Source organism: Xanthomonas sp. fls2-241-TYG-148 (assembly GCF_030208815.1).
Taxonomy (GTDB): Bacteria; Pseudomonadota; Gammaproteobacteria; order Xanthomonadales; family Xanthomonadaceae; genus Xanthomonas; species Xanthomonas campestris.
This window is the reverse complement of record NZ_JARVTE010000003.1, coordinates 530,390-547,442: the sequence shown is the minus strand read 5'-3', so window position 1 is coordinate 547,442 and position 17,053 is coordinate 530,390. Positions and strand designations below refer to the sequence as shown.

Sequence of the window (17,053 nt, the reverse complement as noted above, 5' to 3'; positions counted from 1 at the left end):
GTGAAAAGTGAGGGTTTCGCAAAGCCGGCCGGGCTGGCGAGGTACGGCGGTTCAGAGCGCTGCCCGCACGCCGCTATAATTGGCCTTGCCCAGGCCCCAGGCCGCTCCGTTTCCCAGGCTCCTGCTTCCATGTCCCAGCTGAACCCCAAAGTCGGCTTCGTCAGCCTTGGCTGCCCGAAGGCGCTCGTCGATTCCGAACGCATCCTCACCCAGCTACGCGTGGAGGGCTACGACATCGTGCCCAGCTACGACGCGGCCGACGTGGTAGTGGTCAATACCTGCGGCTTCATCGATTCGGCGGTGACCGAGTCGCTGGATGCGATCGGCGAGGCGATGAACGCCAACGGCAAGGTGATCGTCACCGGCTGCCTGGGCAAGCGCCCGGAGCAGATCCGCGAGGCCTACCCGCAGGTGCTGGCGGTCTCCGGCCCGCAGGACTACCAGAGCGTGATGGAAGCGGTGCACGCCGCGCTGCCGCCGCGTCACGACCCGTTTGTGGATCTGGTGCCGGACTACGGCATCAAGCTCACGCCGCGCCACTACGCGTACCTGAAGATTTCCGAAGGCTGCAATCACCGTTGCAGCTTTTGCATCATTCCGTCCATGCGCGGCGATCTGGCCTCGCGCCCGGTCGACGAGGTGCTGCGCGAGGCCGAGCGGCTGGTGCGCGGCGGCGTCAAGGAGCTGCTGGTGGTCTCGCAGGACACCTCGGCCTACGGCGTGGACCTGAAGTATGCCGAGCGCCCGTGGCGCGATCGCATGTACCAGACCCGCATGAAGGCGCTGTGCGAAGGTTTGTCGGAGCTGGGCGTGTGGACGCGGCTGCATTACGTTTACCCGTATCCGCACGTGGACGATGTGATTCCGCTGATGGCCGAAGGCAAGCTGCTGCCGTACCTGGACATCCCGTTCCAGCACGCCAGCCCGCGCATCCTCAAGCTGATGAAGCGGCCGGGCGCAGTGGAAAAGACCCTGGAGCGCGTGCAGCGCTGGAAGGCGATGTGCCCGGAGATCACGGTGCGCTCGACCTTCATCGTCGGCTTCCCCGGCGAGACCGATGCCGAGTTCGAAGCGCTGCTGGAGTTTCTGGACCAGGCCCAGCTGGACCGCGTGGGGGCGTTTGCGTATTCGCCGGTGGAGGGCGCCAGCGCCAACGCGTTGCCGGACCCGGTGCCGGAAGAACTGAAGCAGGAGCGTCTGGCGCGTTTCATGGCCAGGCAGGCGGAGATCTCCGCGGCGCGGCTGGAAGCCAAGATCGGCACGGTGCAGCAGTGCCTGGTCGACCTGATCGAAGACGATATCGCGGTGGCCCGTTCGCGCGCGGACGCGCCGGAGATCGACGGCCTGGTGCACATCCAGAACGGCGGCGAGCTCAAGTTGAAGGTGGGCGACCTGGTCGATGTGGAGATCACCGACAGCGATGAGCACGACCTGTTCGGTGATGCGCTGCCGTCTGATCTTGCGGTGCAGCCGCCCCGCGCATTGAACCTGCAGATGGTCTAGCCGCAGCGGCGGGCCAGCGAGTGGCAAGCGTCGCTGGCCGTTTGGTGTGTGCAATGAAACTGGTGTGCGCCGAAATATCCAGCACGCCAGCACGCAATCGACGCACCCGCCTCATAGGAGCGGGTTCGCGCGCGACGAGGCTTCCGCAGCGCAGCTGGACTGTTCAAGGTGCGCTGCATTGCCACCGCACACGGCCAGCCGCGTAGGAGCGCGCCAGCGCGCGATGAGGCGTTACCCCACAACCACACGCCTCCAACCGCGCGCATCGGCACCAGCAGGCAAGGATCCAAACCACCCGGATTGCCTCACGCACGCCCACGCCACCTAAGCTGCCGTGTACTCCACCGCCACCACCACAAAGGTGTGCTTGCCCGACGGGAGTTGTGCCTCGAACTCATCGTCCACGCGCTTTTTCAGCAACGCGCGCGCCAATGGCGAATCGATGCTGATCCAGCCGCGCCCGGCGTCGGTCTCGTCTGGCCCCACGATGCGGTAACGCAGCAGCTCGCCGCTGTCGGCATCTTCCAGCTCAACCTGTGCGCCAAAGAACACCGCCTGCGGATCCGTCGGTGCGGTATCCACTACGCGCAGCGCTTCCAGCCGCTTGCTGAGGTAACGCACACGGCGATCGATCTCGCCCAGCTGTTTCTTGCGATAGGTGTACTCGGCGTTTTCCGAGCGGTCGCCCTCGGCTGCGGCCGCCGCGAGCGCGCGCACCACCTCGGGCCGACGCAGGCGCCACAGCTCGTCCAGTTCGGCCTTTAGCCGCGCATGGCCTTCCGGCGTGATCAACGCAGTGCTTTTTTCGGCAGGGGGGCGCCAGCGGCTCATGGGCGACCAACGGGGCAGGATGGGGGCGCGATGCTAGCGCGCATGGCGCGCTTGCGCATCCGCATCCGCCCGGCGAAGCTTTGCGCCTTGGGACACGGACGCCTGCCATGCTGATCATGCCGCTGCATAAACCCTGGTCGCGCCAGAACATTCCCTGGGTCACGCTGCTGCTGGTGCTGCTCAATGTCGTGATCCATGTGGGGTACCAGCGCAAGGACGACGGCCTCATCGCCAATGCGGTGCGCTATTACGTGGAGTCCGGCCTGGGCGCGCTGGAGGGCAAGGCGCATGCGCGCTACCTGGCACAGAGCGACGATGCGAAGGTGCGTGCGGCGCGCCAGGCGCAATGGGACAAGGTGCCGGTGCGGCAACGGGTGGCCTACCTGGCGCAGCTGACCATGAACGATGTGGCGTTTACCGATGCCCTGCGCAGCGGACGCCTGTTCGACGACGATGCGCAACGACGCGACTGGTACGCGTTGCGTGCGCCCTACGATGCGCGGCTGTCCAAGGTGTTCACCTTGCGCCACATCCAGCGCAGTTCGGAATGGTCGCCGCAGCGCATGCTGTCGGCCACCTTCCTGCACGGCGACCTGGACCATCTGCTGGGCAACATGGTGTTCCTGCTGGCGCTGGGCACGTTGCTGGAAGGGGCGATCGGCAGCGGCTGGTTCCTGCTGCTGTACCTGCTCGGCGGGTTTGGTGCGAGCGCAGTGAGCCTGTGGTGGCGGTGGGGCCAACCCGGTGGCGGGCTGGGCGCCTCTGGCGCAATCGCGGCGCTGATGGGCGCGTTCTGCGTGGTCTGGGGCCGCCGGCGGGTGCGCTTTTTCTACTGGTTTTTCGTGGTGTTTAACTATGTGCGGGGTCCGGCGATTCTGTTGCTGCCGCTGTGGTTGGGCTGGGAGCTCTACAACCTGCTCTGGCGTGACAATCAAGGCATTGGATTCGATGCGCATGCCGGTGGGCTGGTGAGTGGCGCGCTGCTCGGTGCGCTGCTGGTGCTGGTGCGGCAGACCCGCCCGGCTTTCATGGAGGACGACGCGGTGGCGCAGGCGGACGACCGCTGGGAGCGTGCACAGCGGCATCTGGGGCGCATGGAAAATGCCGAGGCCGAGCGCCTGCTGGCAGAGCTGGCAAGCGAGCAGCCACGCAGCGCGGAGATTGCCCTGGCGCGCTATCGCGTGGCCCGTAACGCGGGCCGTCTCAAGGAACTTCAGCAGCACGCGGACACGCTGCTGCGGCTGCACGCGCACAGCGCCGAACAGACGCGCCTGCAGCTGACGGTGGCGGCCGAATTGGCCAAGGACCACCTCGACTGCGATCCATCGGCACGGATGGCGTTGATCGGCAATTGCCTGCGCAATGGCCTGCTGGCCGACGCGGAACGGCTGTTGAAAGACAGTGCGCTGAGCACGCCGCGCGCGGAGCTTGCCCAGCAGTGGTTCGTGCTGGCGTTGCGGCATGGCGAGTTGCAGGCGGGCGAGCAGCGCACGCGCGTGCTGCGTCAGTTACTGGAGCAATTCCCCGAGCAGGGCCAGGCCAACAAGGCGCGGTTCCTGCTGGACAATGGGTGAGAGCGGCTGCGGAAAAGACCGCGCAGCCGCCACTTACGCGGGTTGAATCGCCACCGCTTTCAGTGCCGCTGCCAGCTTGGCGCGCTGGGCTTCATCGTCACAGTGGTCCAGCGCGTTCTGCAGCACCATGCGCGCGTCATCGTCGCGCGCGAAGCGCTCGGCCAACAGCAAGCCGGCGTCCAGCGACCAGGCCGGCAGCATGCGCTCGCGCGGCCACGCGCCGATGGCGGCCAGCAGGCCATCGGTCGCCAATTGGTATTGCCCGGCCATCTTCGCGCGCTCGGCCAGCAGCGTCGCCTGCTCGGGCAATAGCGGTGCAAAGTTGGGGTCGGTGTCCAGCGCTTCGCGTTGCAGGGCCAGTGCGCGTCGCTCCTGTTTTTCCTGCAGCAGGCGATTGATGTACTGGCGGGTGTGGTCGCGCAGTTCGTCGTTAAGGTGGTGCTGGCGCAGCAGGCGCTGGTACAACTCATGCACCGCCAGGCTCACCGCACGCGAGCGCACCGCGCCGCGCAAGGCCTGAAATGCTTCGTCCGAATGCCCATCGCGCACGAACTGCTCTGCTTCGTCGAGCAGGCGTTGGTCGGGGTCTTCGCGCTGCAGGGCAACGCCGCCGCTGGGCTCGTAGCCGAGTTCCTCGTGGTACTGGTAGACCAGATAGCCCATCAGATGGAAGCTGGCGAACAGGCTCCAGATCGAGGCCACCACGATGGTCAGCTCGCGCACCACCGGCGGCAGGTACTTCAATGCCACGAAGATCGCCGCCGTGCCGCTACCCTGGATGACGTAGAGCAAGCCATAGGCGGCCAGGTACGGCCAGCCGATGCGTAGCGCCATGTCGATAGAGACCGCCGGATTGAGTGCGCGGCGCAGGCTGCCGTCGATGGCCAGGGCGATCATCATGCCGGGCAGCAACAGCTGGACGGCCAGGTACGCAACGGTCAAGCCAGGTTTGCCGGCGATCACGCCAGCGGCGACGATCACAATACCCAGTGCGAAGGCCAGCAGAATCAGCCGCAGCACTGCGCTGTCGAAGCTGTTGTAGCCCAGCCGCGGCGCATCGTGCTCGCCGTTGGCGCTGTGCCGCAGGATGTCGAAAGCGTAGGTATAGGTGGCCATGCCGAGCACGCCCAGGACAACAAGCTTCAGGATGCCCGGCAAGACCAGCAGCGCGCTGCACAAGGTCAGCGCGATCAGCGCGTATAGCGCAGAGCCACGCAGCGGATAGGTGGCGATGGCCGGAATACGGGTCCAGAACGGTGCGGGCGCAGCCTGCGCCGCCACCTTGCGTGCGCGAAAACGGTCTTCCATGACGCTCCCCAGGCGTGTGATGTGGCGCGATTGTGCGGCGGCGCGTGCCCGCGCGCAATTGGATGTGGTGGTCGCACCGAAGTGGAAGAGCTCGGTTGCTGAGTTGGGGGGCGACGGGAGAGAGCGGGGAGGGCGGTCCCATGCTGATTGGCTAGTCGTGCGTGCGCTCCGTGTTGGGTTGTTGTCACTGTTGGGGGCGCGCGATATCTGCATGAGCATGGGCGTCGAATGCGCATGACGGTGACGCATGGGAGTGCTGTGTTTCGTCCAGTGAAGGCGTGCACCGATTGTTGCGGGATGCAGCGCGGGGATCAGCTTGCGCACCGCGTCGCTGGCGTGCGACTGCGCCAGGCGCATCTACGTCATGCGTCAACACGCTCGTCGGCATCACGTCGCGAAACAGGGCAGCCCTCATGCAGCAAGGCGCATCCCGTGCCTTGCGCCGGGTAAACTGCGCAGCCTCGCGCAAGGCACGGCCGGATGGCGTGGCACGGTGTTGCGCTGTTGATCGGTCATGTCACAAGGAGTGTCGTCTTGCTTCCAACCGCCACCGGCAACCCGCAGGTTCGTGTTCGGTCCATCGATGTGCTCTCGGACAACTGGTATGTCCTGCGCAAGGTCACCTTCGATTTCCAGCGCAAGGATGGCCGGTGGCAGACCTTGTCGCGGGAGGCCTACGATCGCGGAAATGGCGCCACCATTCTGCTGTACAGCCGCGCCAGGCAAACGGTGATGCTCACCCGCCAGTTCCGGCTGCCGACCCTGCTCAACGGCAACCCCGACGGCATGCTGATCGAAGCCTGCGCCGGCCTGCTGGATCAGGACGATCCCGAGGCCTGTATCCGCAAGGAAACCGAAGAGGAAACCGGCTACCGCATCGAGAACGTGCGTAAGGTCTTCGAGGCCTTCATGAGCCCGGGCTCGGTGACCGAACGTCTGTATTTCTTCGTCGGTGAATATATCGACGGCGACAAGGTGAGCGCCGGCGGCGGGGTCGAAGAAGACGGCGAAGAGATCGAGGTGCTGGAACTGTCGCTCGACGCTGCGCTGGCGATGATTGCTACCGGCGAGATCGCCGATGCCAAGACCATCATGTTGCTGCAGTACGCCAAGTTGCATGGTGTGCTTGATTAAGGTGCGGCCTGCCTCAGGCGCGTCATTAAGTGCCGCTAGCAAAACGACTGTGTGGCCGCCAGGCAGGGCCGTTCCCGCAATGTTTATGCCCGCCGGTGCCCTTAGGGCTCTCCGTGCCGCCCGCACTCACCGGGCGGTTGCTTGCTACGTTTTTCCGATCTAAGCCGGCATCGCGTGCTGAGCTTTTAAAGCCGGGTCCGTGTTAGCGGACGCGTTTCAAAACCTTGTCGCGATGTTCCGGCCAGTCGCCGCTGTGGCAGTTGTGCCCATCCTGGGCCAAGGAGTAGCTGGGTTTCTGGTCGCTCGCGGTAGGTTCTGTGTTGATCCGAAAGCCGTACAGATTTGGATTGAGCGAAAGATCGGACGCATCGTCGCGGGAGAGCATCAGACACTCGCTGCCGACGATGTCGAGCCACCAGGGACCGCGTTCGGTGACAACGACATTGCTGCGTTGGCTTTCGGGAGCGATGCACGTGGTCTTGAGCGTGTAGCGACGACTGCTTTTGTCTCCCTGTGCCGCTTCAAGCCAGAGTTCCGCGCGAACGGCCTGGCACGGCGCAGTGTCTGGATGCAGCTTGCCAACATAGTGCCCCGCAAGCAGGTGTTGCCTGCTCGGTGGCCACGCAGCGTGTGGATCTGCTTGCTGTGTTTGTGGCGCAGAGAACGCCGCGCCCGTGCTGGAAAGCAGGAGAAACGTCGCGATAGACGCTGCAGATCCATGCATCTTGTGGCTCCTTGTCGTGCGAATGCGGTGTGGCGCGTGCGCTTGCGCGCGGTGCGCTGCGGTTAAGGCCTCATCGCGCGCGAGCGCGCTCCTACTGGGTGCGTCGGTTGCGTTGCTGCACTCAGCGCTTCCCACCAAAAATACTGCCGAAAATACCGCGCACGATCTGTTGCCCGATCTTGTTACCCACCGTGCGCGAGGTCTGCTTGGCCATGGCTTCGAGCATGCCCTGGCGGCGCTTGGTGCCGAATACCGCGTCCTTGATCGCCTGGCCGAAGCCGCTGTCCTGCGCGTCGTCGTCTTCGCGCGTGCGCGCCGGTGGGGCGTTGGTCTGCTCGGCCACCTGTTCGACCCGCCGCGCCAGCAATTCGGCCGCCGATTCGCGATTGATCGCCGCGTCGTAGCGCGTGCCCACCGGGCTGGCGGCACGCACCTGCGCCCGCTCGTTGTCGGCAAGGGCGCCCATGCGGCAGCGCGGCGGCGCAATCAGGGTCTGCTGCACCGGTGCCGGCACGCCCTTGCCTTGCAGTGGAGACACCAGTGCCTCGCCGGTGCCCAGGCTGGAAATGGCGGTGGCCACGTCGAGCTTCGGGTTGGCGACAAACGTCTGCGCGGCGGTCTTGACCGCCTTCTGGTCGCGCGGCGTGTATGCACGCAATGCATGCTGCACGCGGTTGCCGAGCTGGCCGAGGATGTTGTCGGGGATATCGTCGGGGAACTGCGAGCAGAAATACACGCCCACGCCCTTGGAGCGGATCAGGCGCACCACCTGTTCGATGCGCTGCACCAGCGCAGGCGGCGCATCGTCGAACAGCAAGTGCGCCTCGTCGAACACGAACACCAGCTTGGGCTGCTCCAGGTCGCCCACTTCCGGCAGGCGCTCGAACAGTTCCGACAGCAGCCAGAGCAGGAAGGTGGAATACAGCCGCGGCTTAAGCACCAGCTGGTTGGCGGCCAGGATGCCGATCACCCCGCGGCCATCCGGTGCCACCCGCATCAGGTCGGCAAATTCCAGCGCGGGCTCGCCGAAGAACTGTTCGCCGCCATCCTGCGACAGCCGCAGCAAGGCGCGCTGGATCGCCGCCACCGACTGCGCCGACACCAGGCCATAGCTGGTCGAGAGCTCCTTGCGTTCTTTCACCACCAACGCCAGCAGCGCGCGCAGGTCGTCCAGGTCCAGCAACAGCAGGCCGCGGTCGTCGGCCAGCTTGAACACGATGTCCAGCACGCCGGACTGGGTGTCATTGAGCTCCAGAATGCGCGCCAGCAGGGTGGGGCCCATTTCGCTCACGGTCGTGCGCACCGGGTGGCCCAACTGCCCGTACAGGTCCCAGAACACCACCGGGTTGGCGGCGGGCGCGTAATCGCCGATGCCGATCTCCGTTGCGCGCTGCAGCACGCCGGGTGCGCCATCGCCGGCCACCGCCAGGCCGCCCACGTCGCCTTTGACATCGGCCAGGAACACCGGCACGCCCAGACGCGAGAAACCTTCGGCCAGGGTCATCAAGGTGACGGTCTTGCCGGTGCCGGTAGCCCCGGCCACCAGGCCGTGCCGGTTGCCGAAGCGGCCCTCCAGAACCACCGGAATACCGTCGGTAATGCCTTTGCCGAGCAGGAACGAGGCCATTGCGCAGATCCGGTAGGAAAGGCCGGATTCTATCCGTCAAACCTGGCCGGCATGGGGTACTCGCCCATTCGCCAATGGCGTTTGCCAGCGGTAGGCCCGGTGCGGGTGGCGGGCTGCCGGCTTGCGGTTGAAGCGGTAGCCAACCTAACGGTGCACTGACCCTGCCGGGCCGGCCGCCTTGCCCCGGTGTGACCCCGGCGGCTACCCTGCCTGCCTTTCCGCTGTACTGCCGACGATGCCGCTCGCTCATTTTGGTTTGCGCCCATGGCCTGTGTTGGCCGTGCTGGCGTTGTTGTCCCTCGCTCCTACCGCCCATGCCTTGTCCAAGCGCGATACCGAAAAGGTCGCCGCGCTGGATGCGCGCATGGCCGCCGCCGAGAAGCGCTACCGCGACGCCCTGGTGCTGGTGAACAACTCCGACCCCAAGGGCACCGCCGAAGGCGACGCCGCACTGGAGGACATGGAAGACGTCATCGATGCCTGCATCAAGCAGCGTGGCTGCCTGGTGGCCAATCAGCTGTCGACCTACAAGCGCTTGCTCAAGGCGCGCGCGGATGCGGAAGCGCCGGCGTCCGACGAGCCGGAAGACGACGACACCCTGCTGCAGGCCGACCCGGACCACATCGGCCCGCTGGCGACCGACGTCCCCGCTGCGGCCCGCACGGCCAGTCTGCTCAACGACCAGCAGCACGACTTCGACAAGATGGTGCAGTACAACCCGGCGGTGCAGGCCGGCATCCGTCGCTGGCTGACCGACATGCGTCCATCGCTGCTGACCAGCTATGAGAACTACGCCAACCTGCGTGCGGTGATGTGGCCGGAATGGCAGAAACGCGCGCTGCCGGAGGCGCTGCTGTTCGGCATCATGGCCAAGGAATCCAACGGCAAGGTGCACGCCAGTTCGCGTGCGGGCGCCGCAGGGCTGATGCAGTTCATGCCGGCCACCGGGCGCCGCTTCGGGCTGGGCCCGGACGGTACCGGTTTCGATACGCGCTTCGATGCGCGCAGTGCCGCCGAGGCCAGCGCCGCGTATCTCAACGAGCGCATGGTGGGGCTCAACCGCAGCATCGAACTGGCGCTTGCGGCCTACAACGGTGGCGAAGGGCGCGCGGCACGCGTCTTCGCCCAGTCCGGTGGCCGCGGGTTCTGGGAGCAGGACGTCTACAACCAGTTCCCGGCTGAAACCAAGGACTACGTGCCGATGGTGATCGCCGCGGCCTGGATCTTCCTGCACCCACGCCAGTACGGTGTGGACTTTCCCAAGCTCAATGCACAGTCGGCCACCATCAAGTTGGCCAAGTCGACCACCATTTACGAACTCACCATCTGCCTGGGCAGCATGGGCACGCGCGACGGCTATATGCGCGCGCTGCGCAATCTCAACCCGCGCTACGAGCCCGATGGCTGGATCCCGGCCGGGACCACCATCAACGCCACCAACCGCATCGCCAGCCTGTACACGCGTTATTGCGTGAGCGGCCCGCGCGCCGACCTGGCCCGCGCGTTGATCACCGCCGACCTCAATAGCGCGATCGTGCGCACCAGCGCGCCGGAGTACGTGCCCAGCGTGGCGGTGGGCGATGTGAGCCCGATGGCCGGCGTGCCGACCACGGTGGCCACCGGCCAGCCGGCGGTCGCCAAGCCCAAGGCCAAGCAGGTGCGCAGCTACACCGTTGCCAAGGGCGACACCCTGGGCCGGGTCGCGCAGAAATACCAGTGCGAGATCAAGGAGCTGGCCAAGGCCAACGGCCTGAAGGCGCCGTCGTACGCGCTCAAGCCGGGGCAATCGATCAAGCTGGCTGGTTGCGATCGCTGAGAGCCGCGGTTTGCTGACGCGGCTGATGGCGTAGGCATCGGCCAGCACGCGGTCGGCCGCGCGCTGCCGCGGATACCGGCGGGGACGCAGTCACTGTGTGGCGGGTGCGGGCGCTGCTGGAGCCGCATCCGCATCCTTGTCAGACGCGGGCGCGTCGTCCTGCCAGAAGGTCTGTGCCTTCGCCCACCAGCGTGTCCAGCGTGCGCGCCAGCCCTGACGTAACGCGTCTGGCCCCAGTTTGCTGGTCTGCTGCTCGGCAAAATGCATCAGATCCCTGGTGGCCGGCGCCGCGTTCTGTTCGATCGCCTGCCACATGAAGCGGGTGAGGATGCGGGCGATCACCCAGCTCGAGTCCAGGTCGCCACTCTCCGCTTCGATGCGGGTGATCAACGCCTGCAGTTCGGCGCGCACGTCCGGCGGCACATTCGGGTTTTCGCTCAGGCGTTTGAGCCGGCGCAGGCCGTCCAGCAACCGGTGCTCGGCAAAATCCTGGCCCACGCGCGCCAGCTCGCCCAGCCAGGGTGCACGCACCGCCAGGCCGATCGCATCCGCATGCAGCACCGCCGCGTCCCAGCGCTTGTCCTGGATGGCCGCGTAGGCCATCACCACGTGCAACATGAGCAAGGTGGTGAGGGTGTCGTCGGGATTGGCGTCGTGTTTCCACAGGCTGTCGCTGGAGCGCTGCGCAAGCTGCGGCCAGTGCTTGCGTTCGAACGCCACCGAGCGCAGTGCCGTGGCGATCAGCGCGCCCTGCGACCCGCAATCGCGCTCCAGCAGGTCCGCTTCGGCGATCGCGGGCAACAGTTTGTTGGCGGCCAGCGCGGTGTAGGACAGCATCGCGTGGAGCATGCAGATGTCGTCGGCAGTGAGTGGTTCCGGCGGCGTATCCAGCAGGCTACCGCCGCGCTGGTAGGCGGCAAAGGCGACCGGCAACCCATGCTCACTGAACTGCCGGTAGCCCCGGTATTGCAGGCCGGAACGCAGCGCATCCAGCTGCTGTTGCTCGCTCTGCTGGCCACAACCGGCCAGCACCGTGGCGAGGGCGACGGCCAGTGGCCATCGCAACATCCGTGTGGTCATGCAGGGTCCTAGGTGGGAAGTGTCCAGTGCGCCATGGCAGCGTACTGCGTTGGCGTAGCGGTGCCGCGATTGTCTGTCAGTGGAGCGGCGTGTGCGCGTTTGGCCAGGTTCCAAGACATCGCGTTGGAGCAACAGCGTCGCCAAACGAAGCGCTGAAACGCCTGGCGCGTTACGTCTGGCCCAGTCGCGTAGCAGTCTGCGGCACGTGCGCGTGTCAGAGAGCGGCGATGTCTGACGACAGCAGCACGATGACCGTAGGCCGCGCCGCGCGAGTGAAGTGTTTAAACGCCTGTCGCGCCGCTGCGCGTCAGGCCACCTGGCGTCGTGCCAGCGCCTGTCCCAGCCGCACCGACGATTCCGCAGCCAGCCCGCCTTCAAGCGCGGCAACGCCCGGCGGCAGCAAGACGATGACCGTCGATCCATAATTGAAGCGCGCCATCTCCGCAAAGCGCTCCAGCGTGATCCCCTTGCCGCGGTAATCCTTGCGCGTGATGCGGTCACCGTAGCGCGGGATCTCCACACCGCTCCAGACGGTTTCCACGCCGGACACCAGCAGCGCACCCACCATCACCGAGGCCATCGGGCCGAAGTCGGTATCGAAATGGCACACCAGGCGTTCGTTGCGGGCGAACAGCCGCGGCACGTTGCGCACTGCATCGGGGCCAACACTGAAAAGCCGGCCAGGCACGTGCACGGTTTCGCGCAAGGTGCCGCTCCACGGCATGTGCACGCGGTGATAGTCCTTCGGCGACAGATACACCGTGGCGAACAGGCCATTGTGGAATGGCACTGCGGCGGACTCATCGCCGAGCAGTTCCGCGGCCGTGAACGATTGGCCCTTGGCCTGAAAGATGCGCCCGTTCTCGATCGGCCCGAGTTGGCTGATGCGCCCGTCCGCCGGCATCAACAGTGCCTGCGGGTCGGCGTCGGGCACACGCGCGCCGGGCTTCAGCGCGCGGGTGAAAAACGCATTGAAGGTGGGGTAGGCGTGCGGATCCGGCTCCTGGGCTTCGCTCAGATCCACGCCAAACTTGCGCGTGACCGTGTCGATCAACCACTGCTTGGTCGCCGGCGTCTTGGAATACGCCAGGGCGCGCGCCAGCGAGGACAGCAGCCGATGCGGCAGCACGTAGGTCAGGGAAGTGACAAGACTCACGGAGCGGTTACCTTGGTCAGCTGTTGGAGGTCGGCGGCAATCGCCTTCGGGTCGAGCGGGGGACGGATCAGGCCAGCCAGCCGGCCCTGCGGATCGAGCACGGCGATGCCGGCCGAGTGATCCATGCTGTAGTCGTTGGGGTTCTGCGCGAAATTCTTGCCCGGCACTTTCTGGAACACGAACCCCAGCGCGGTGGCGAAGCGCTCCAGCGACGGCTCATCGGCCGTGGCCGCCAGCGTGTCCTTGTGGAAGGCGTGCGCGTATTCGCCCAGGCGTGCGGGCGGGTCGCGCTGCGGGTCCACCGACACGAACAGCACGCGTGGGCGCAGGCTCTCGGGAACGCTCTCCCACTGCCGCTGGGCCACCGCCAGATCGGTCAGTGTGGTGGGGCAGACATCCGGGCAAAAGGTGAAGCCCAGGAACACCAGCGTCCAATGGCCGTTCAATTCGCCGGGCACCAGCTGGGTGCCATCGGACTGGCGCAGGCTGAACTGCGGCAGCGGGCGCGGCTGTGGGTAGAAGGTGATGGTCTGGGTGGGCGGCCAGGGCGAGCGCGGGGTGCCGCCAAGGAACTTCTGGCCCAGCAACAGGCCTAGCCCGGCGGCCAGCGCCACCAGCAGCACGATGCCGGTATTGCGATTGAACATGGCGGTTTCCAGTGCAACGGACGCTCATGATACCGATCCGACCTCTATAATCGGGGGCCGAACACTTCTTAGTTGTTGCCATGACTGCCGCCGCGGCCGACGAACTGCACACCATCATCGACCTGATCCGCTACGGCACCAGCCGTTTCAACGAGGCCGGTCTCACCTTCGGCCACAGCTACGACAACGCGCTGGACGAAGCCACGCAGCTGGTTCTGCACAGCCTGCACCTGCCGCACGATCTGGGCCCGGCCTACGGCCAGGCACGCCTGCTGCGCGCAGAAAAAGAGCGCGTGCTGGCACTGTTCCAGCGCCGCGTCGACGAGCGCGTGCCGGCGGCATATCTCACCGGCGAGGCCTGGTTTGCCGGGCTGAGTTTCAAGAGCGATGCGCGCGCACTGGTGCCGCGTTCACCGATCGCCGAGCTGATCGAAGCTGGCTTCGAGCCCTGGCTGGGCGGCCGCGAAGTGACCCGCGCGCTGGACCTGTGCACCGGCTCCGGCTGCATCGCCATCGCGATGGGCCACTACAACCCGCATTGGGACGTGGACGGCGTGGACATCAGCGATGACGCGCTGGTGCTGGCCGCCGAGAACAAGACGCGCCTGCATGCCGACAATGTCAGCCTGCTCAAATCCGATCTGTTCACCGGCCTGGCCGGGCGGCAGTACGACCTGATCGTGACCAACCCGCCGTATGTCACCAACGACGAAACCGACGCGCTGCCGCAGGAATATTCCTATGAGCCGGAACTCGGCCTGCGTGCGGGCGACGATGGCCTGGACCTGGTGCTGAAGATCCTGCGCGATGCGCCGCAGCACCTCAGCGAAGACGGCCTGCTGATCTGTGAAGTGGGCGAGTCCGAGCAGCACCTGATCAAGCTGCTGCCGGAAGTGGATTTCGCCTGGGTCGAGTTCAAGGTCGGCCAGATGGGCATCTTCGCCGTCGAATGCCGCGAGCTGATCGCACACAGCGCACGCATCACCGAGCTGGCCAGTGCGCGCTGAGGCACGCACGCACCGGCCACATCTGAGCGATGTCGTGCTGCTGGTGCCGGTGTCCGTGCTCGGCATGTGCATTCCGTTCGGACTGCTCGATGTGGTGTTTCGGTTGTTCGACCCGATGTACGGCGGCCCGGCACTTCAGCGTTGGGCCAGTGCCGCTGCAGAAATCACCTTGGGGTCCATGGCATTTTTCGGGCTTGTCTGTGCCTGGGTCGTGACCACCAGCTCGGATGCCACATTGCGTACGCATCGGCGCCGCAGCTGGATCGTGGCGTTTGGCCTGCTGGTCGGGATGGGCGTGGCGGTGCATTTGCTGGCCAACTGGTTGCTCAGCGGCCATGCCCGGCTGGGCGTGTTCCTGCTCGTGGCAAGTGGTGTGCTGGCAGTGGCGCCGATGCTGGTCGCCGCACGTCACCTGCCGCGCATGCTGCACGCGCTGCAGCCTGCAGAGATGTTGAAAGGATGCCGTCATGGGCAGTAACAGTTTTGGCCGCTTGTTCACGGTCACCACTTTCGGCGAATCACATGGGCCGGCGATCGGCTGCATCATCGACGGTTGCCCTCCCGGCCTGGAGATCGCGCCGGAAGAGTTCACCCACGACCTGCAGCGGCGTGCCACCGGCAAGAGCCGGCATACCTCCGCGCGCCGCGAGGCCGACGAGATCGAAATCCTGTCCGGCGTCTACGAGGGCCGCACCACCGGCACGCCGATCGGGCTGCTGATCCGCAACACCGATCAGCGCAGCAAGGACTACACCAACATCGCCCAGCAGTTCCGCCCCGGGCATGCCGACTACACCTATTGGCAGAAATACGGCATCCGCGACCCGCGCGGCGGCGGGCGCTCGTCTGCACGCGAAACCACCATGCGCGTGGCCGCCGGCGTGATCGCCAAGAAGTGGCTCAAGCAGCGCTACGGCGTGCTGGTGCGCGGTTTCCTGTCGCAGCTGGGCGAGATCCGCCCGACCGGTTTCGATTGGGATGCGGTGGAGGACAACCCGTTCTTCTGGCCGCATGCGGCGCAGGTGCCGGAGCTGGAAATCTATATGGATGCGCTGCGCAAGTCCGGTGACTCGGTCGGTGCGCGCGTGGACGTGGTGGCCGGTGGCGTGCCGCCGGGCTGGGGCGAGCCGATCTACGGCAAGCTGGATTCCGAACTGGCCGCCGCGCTGATGAGCATCAATGCGGTCAAGGGCGTGGAGATTGGCGATGGCTTCGCCAGTGCCGCGCAGAAGGGCACCGAACACCGCGATCTGATCACCCCGGAAGGCTTCCTCAGCAATCACGCTGGCGGCGTTCTCGGCGGTATTTCCACCGGGCAGGCGGTCACCGCCTCGATGGTGCTCAAGCCGACCTCCAGCCTGCGGCTGCCCGGCGCCACCGTGGATGCCGACGGTGCCGTGGTGGATGTCATCACCACCGGGCGCCACGACCCGTGCGTGGGCATCCGTGCCACGCCGATCGCCGAGGCCATGATGGCGCTGGTGTTGATGGACCAGGCCTTGCGCCACCGCGCCCAATGCGGCGACGTGGGCGAGGTGGCGCCGCTGATTCCCGGTCAGGCCGATGTCTGAGACCGCGCGCCCCAAGGTCTGGGTCAGCCAGCCGTTGTTCGACGATGTGGTCGAACAGCTGGGCGCGCATTTCGAACTGGTCACCACCACGCAGGTCACGGCGTATTCGTCGGCCGACCTGGCCGCGCGGCTGGCCCCGCTGGATGGCGCGCTGGTCACGCTCAACGAGCGCATCGGCGCAGCGGAAATCGCCGCAGCACCGCAGCTGCGCGCCATCGCCAATGTCGGGGTGGGCTACAACAATCTCGACATCGATGCGCTGAGCGCGGCGGGCATCCTGGCCAGCAACACGCCGGATGTGTTGAGCGAAACCACCGCCGACCTGGGGTTTGCCCTGCTGATGGCCACCGCACGCCGCGTCACTGAGGCCGAACGCTGGCTGCGTGACGGGCAGTGGGGGCAGTGGTCGTTCAAGACCATGCTCGGCGCCGATATCCATGGCAGCACGCTGGGCATTCTGGGCATGGGCCGGATCGGGCAGGGCATCGCCCGGCGCGGCGCGCATGGCTTCGGCATGCGCGTGCTGTACCACAACCGCAGCCAGCTGCCGGCCGAGACCGAACAGGCGGTGGGTGCGCAGTATGTCGACCTCGATACCTTGCTGGCGCAGGCCGATCACCTGGTACTGGTGCTGCCCTACACCCAGGCCTCGCACCACATCATCGATGCCGCCGCGCTGGCGAAGATGCGGCCCACCGCCACGCTGGTGAACATCGCGCGCGGCGGGATCGTTGATGAGATCGCGCTGGCCGATGCGTTGGCCAATGGCCGCCTGGCCGGTGCCGGTCTCGATGTCTACGAGGGCGAGCCGCGGGTGCGCCCGGAGCTGCTGGCGCTGCACAACGTGGTGCTCACCCCACATATCGGCAGTGCCAGCCTGGCCACGCGCCGCGCCATGGTGCAGCTGGCGGTGGACAACCTGATCGCCGCGCTGGGCGTGGGCGCCAACGCCGGGCATCCGCCGAGCGCACTCAACGCCGATGCGGTGGCGGCTGCCAAACGCGGTGGCGCGATCGTGGGCGCAACCAAAATCGCTACGACCAAACGATAGGGAACCTCCGCGGCCAGCTTTGGA

Annotated in this window: 15 protein-coding genes; 8 read left to right on the top strand and 7 right to left on the bottom strand. The window is 66.3% G+C overall.

Features of this window, described 5'->3' with window-relative positions; all coding sequences use genetic code 11:
- Nucleotides 1-129 precede the first annotated feature (129 nt).
- A complete protein-coding gene (rimO, locus tag QRM60_RS07650; protein ID WP_115556357.1) occupies nt 130-1,503 on the top strand; it encodes a 30S ribosomal protein S12 methylthiotransferase RimO in 1,374 nt (457 codons plus the stop codon).
- A gap of 324 nt (nt 1,504-1,827) precedes the next feature.
- Here rimO and greB read toward each other — a convergent pair whose 3' ends face one another.
- Entirely contained in the window at nt 1,828-2,334 is a 507-nt protein-coding gene (gene greB / locus QRM60_RS07645) for a transcription elongation factor GreB (RefSeq protein ID WP_285445894.1), read from the bottom strand.
- A gap of 107 nt (nt 2,335-2,441) precedes the next feature.
- On the opposite strand from greB, the gene QRM60_RS07640 reads away from it, so the two are divergent.
- The gene (locus tag QRM60_RS07640) at nt 2,442-3,908 is read left to right on the top strand and encodes a rhomboid family intramembrane serine protease (RefSeq protein ID WP_285445893.1); all 1,467 of its coding nucleotides are present in this window, start codon (nt 2,442-2,444) and stop codon (nt 3,906-3,908) included.
- 33 nt (nt 3,909-3,941) lie between these two features.
- Here QRM60_RS07640 and QRM60_RS07635 read toward each other — a convergent pair whose 3' ends face one another.
- The gene (locus QRM60_RS07635; protein WP_285445892.1) at nt 3,942-5,216 is read right to left on the bottom strand and encodes a hypothetical protein; all 1,275 of its coding nucleotides are present in this window, start codon (nt 5,214-5,216) and stop codon (nt 3,942-3,944) included.
- Nucleotides 5,217-5,750: 534 nt separating this feature from the next.
- Here QRM60_RS07635 and nudK point away from each other — a divergent pair.
- On the top strand, nt 5,751-6,350 hold the full coding sequence (gene nudK / locus QRM60_RS07630; RefSeq protein WP_285445891.1) for a GDP-mannose pyrophosphatase NudK: 600 nt from the start codon (nt 5,751-5,753) through the stop codon (nt 6,348-6,350).
- 202 nt (nt 6,351-6,552) lie between these two features.
- On the opposite strand, the gene QRM60_RS07625 is transcribed toward nudK, so the two are convergent.
- Nucleotides 6,553-7,074, bottom strand: coding sequence for a hypothetical protein (locus QRM60_RS07625; protein ID WP_285445890.1), 522 nt, complete (start codon nt 7,072-7,074; stop codon nt 6,553-6,555).
- A 121-nt stretch (nt 7,075-7,195) separates the two neighbouring features.
- Nucleotides 7,196-8,701, bottom strand: a complete 1,506-nt coding sequence (locus QRM60_RS07620; RefSeq protein WP_285445889.1) for a helicase HerA-like domain-containing protein — start codon at nt 8,699-8,701, stop codon at nt 7,196-7,198.
- A gap of 235 nt (nt 8,702-8,936) precedes the next feature.
- Between QRM60_RS07620 and QRM60_RS07615 the strand changes: the two genes are divergently transcribed.
- Nucleotides 8,937-10,517 carry a transglycosylase SLT domain-containing protein gene (locus QRM60_RS07615; RefSeq protein ID WP_042598379.1) on the top strand — a complete coding sequence of 527 codons (1,581 nt, stop codon included), beginning with the start codon at nt 8,937-8,939 and terminating at the stop codon, nt 10,515-10,517.
- A 90-nt stretch (nt 10,518-10,607) separates the two neighbouring features.
- On the opposite strand, the gene QRM60_RS07610 is transcribed toward QRM60_RS07615, so the two are convergent.
- The 3 genes from QRM60_RS07610 to QRM60_RS07600 all read right to left on the bottom strand — a co-directional run bounded on the left by QRM60_RS07610 (nt 10,608) and on the right by QRM60_RS07600 (nt 13,400).
- Entirely contained in the window at nt 10,608-11,597 is a 990-nt protein-coding gene (locus QRM60_RS07610) for a hypothetical protein (protein WP_285445888.1), read from the bottom strand.
- Nucleotides 11,598-11,904: 307 nt separating this feature from the next.
- The gene (asd, locus tag QRM60_RS07605) at nt 11,905-12,753 is read right to left on the bottom strand and encodes an archaetidylserine decarboxylase (RefSeq protein WP_057672031.1); all 849 of its coding nucleotides are present in this window, start codon (nt 12,751-12,753) and stop codon (nt 11,905-11,907) included.
- The gene (locus tag QRM60_RS07600) at nt 12,750-13,400 is read right to left on the bottom strand and encodes an SCO family protein (protein WP_011037684.1); all 651 of its coding nucleotides are present in this window, start codon (nt 13,398-13,400) and stop codon (nt 12,750-12,752) included. The genes asd and QRM60_RS07600 overlap by 4 nt, the downstream gene beginning before the upstream one ends.
- Nucleotides 13,401-13,480: 80 nt before the next feature.
- Here QRM60_RS07600 and prmB point away from each other — a divergent pair, with 80 nt between their 5' ends.
- Genes prmB through QRM60_RS07580 form a run of 4 tightly spaced genes read left to right on the top strand, consistent with a single transcriptional unit; the run spans nt 13,481 to nt 17,029 of the window.
- Complete coding sequence (prmB, locus tag QRM60_RS07595; protein WP_115000955.1) at nt 13,481-14,407, top strand: 50S ribosomal protein L3 N(5)-glutamine methyltransferase; 927 nt, start codon at nt 13,481-13,483, stop codon at nt 14,405-14,407.
- Complete coding sequence (locus QRM60_RS07590; RefSeq protein WP_285445887.1) at nt 14,397-14,885, top strand: hypothetical protein; 489 nt, start codon at nt 14,397-14,399, stop codon at nt 14,883-14,885. The genes prmB and QRM60_RS07590 overlap by 11 nt, the downstream gene beginning before the upstream one ends.
- Nucleotides 14,875-15,978 (top strand): chorismate synthase, encoded by a 1,104-nt coding sequence (aroC, locus tag QRM60_RS07585; protein ID WP_285445886.1) that lies wholly within the window; start codon nt 14,875-14,877, stop codon nt 15,976-15,978. Before QRM60_RS07590 ends, aroC begins: the two co-directional genes overlap by 11 nt.
- Nucleotides 15,971-17,029, top strand: coding sequence for a D-glycerate dehydrogenase (locus QRM60_RS07580; RefSeq protein ID WP_285445885.1), 1,059 nt, complete (start codon nt 15,971-15,973; stop codon nt 17,027-17,029). Before aroC ends, QRM60_RS07580 begins: the two co-directional genes overlap by 8 nt.
- The last annotated feature ends 24 nt before the right edge of the window (nt 17,030-17,053 follow it).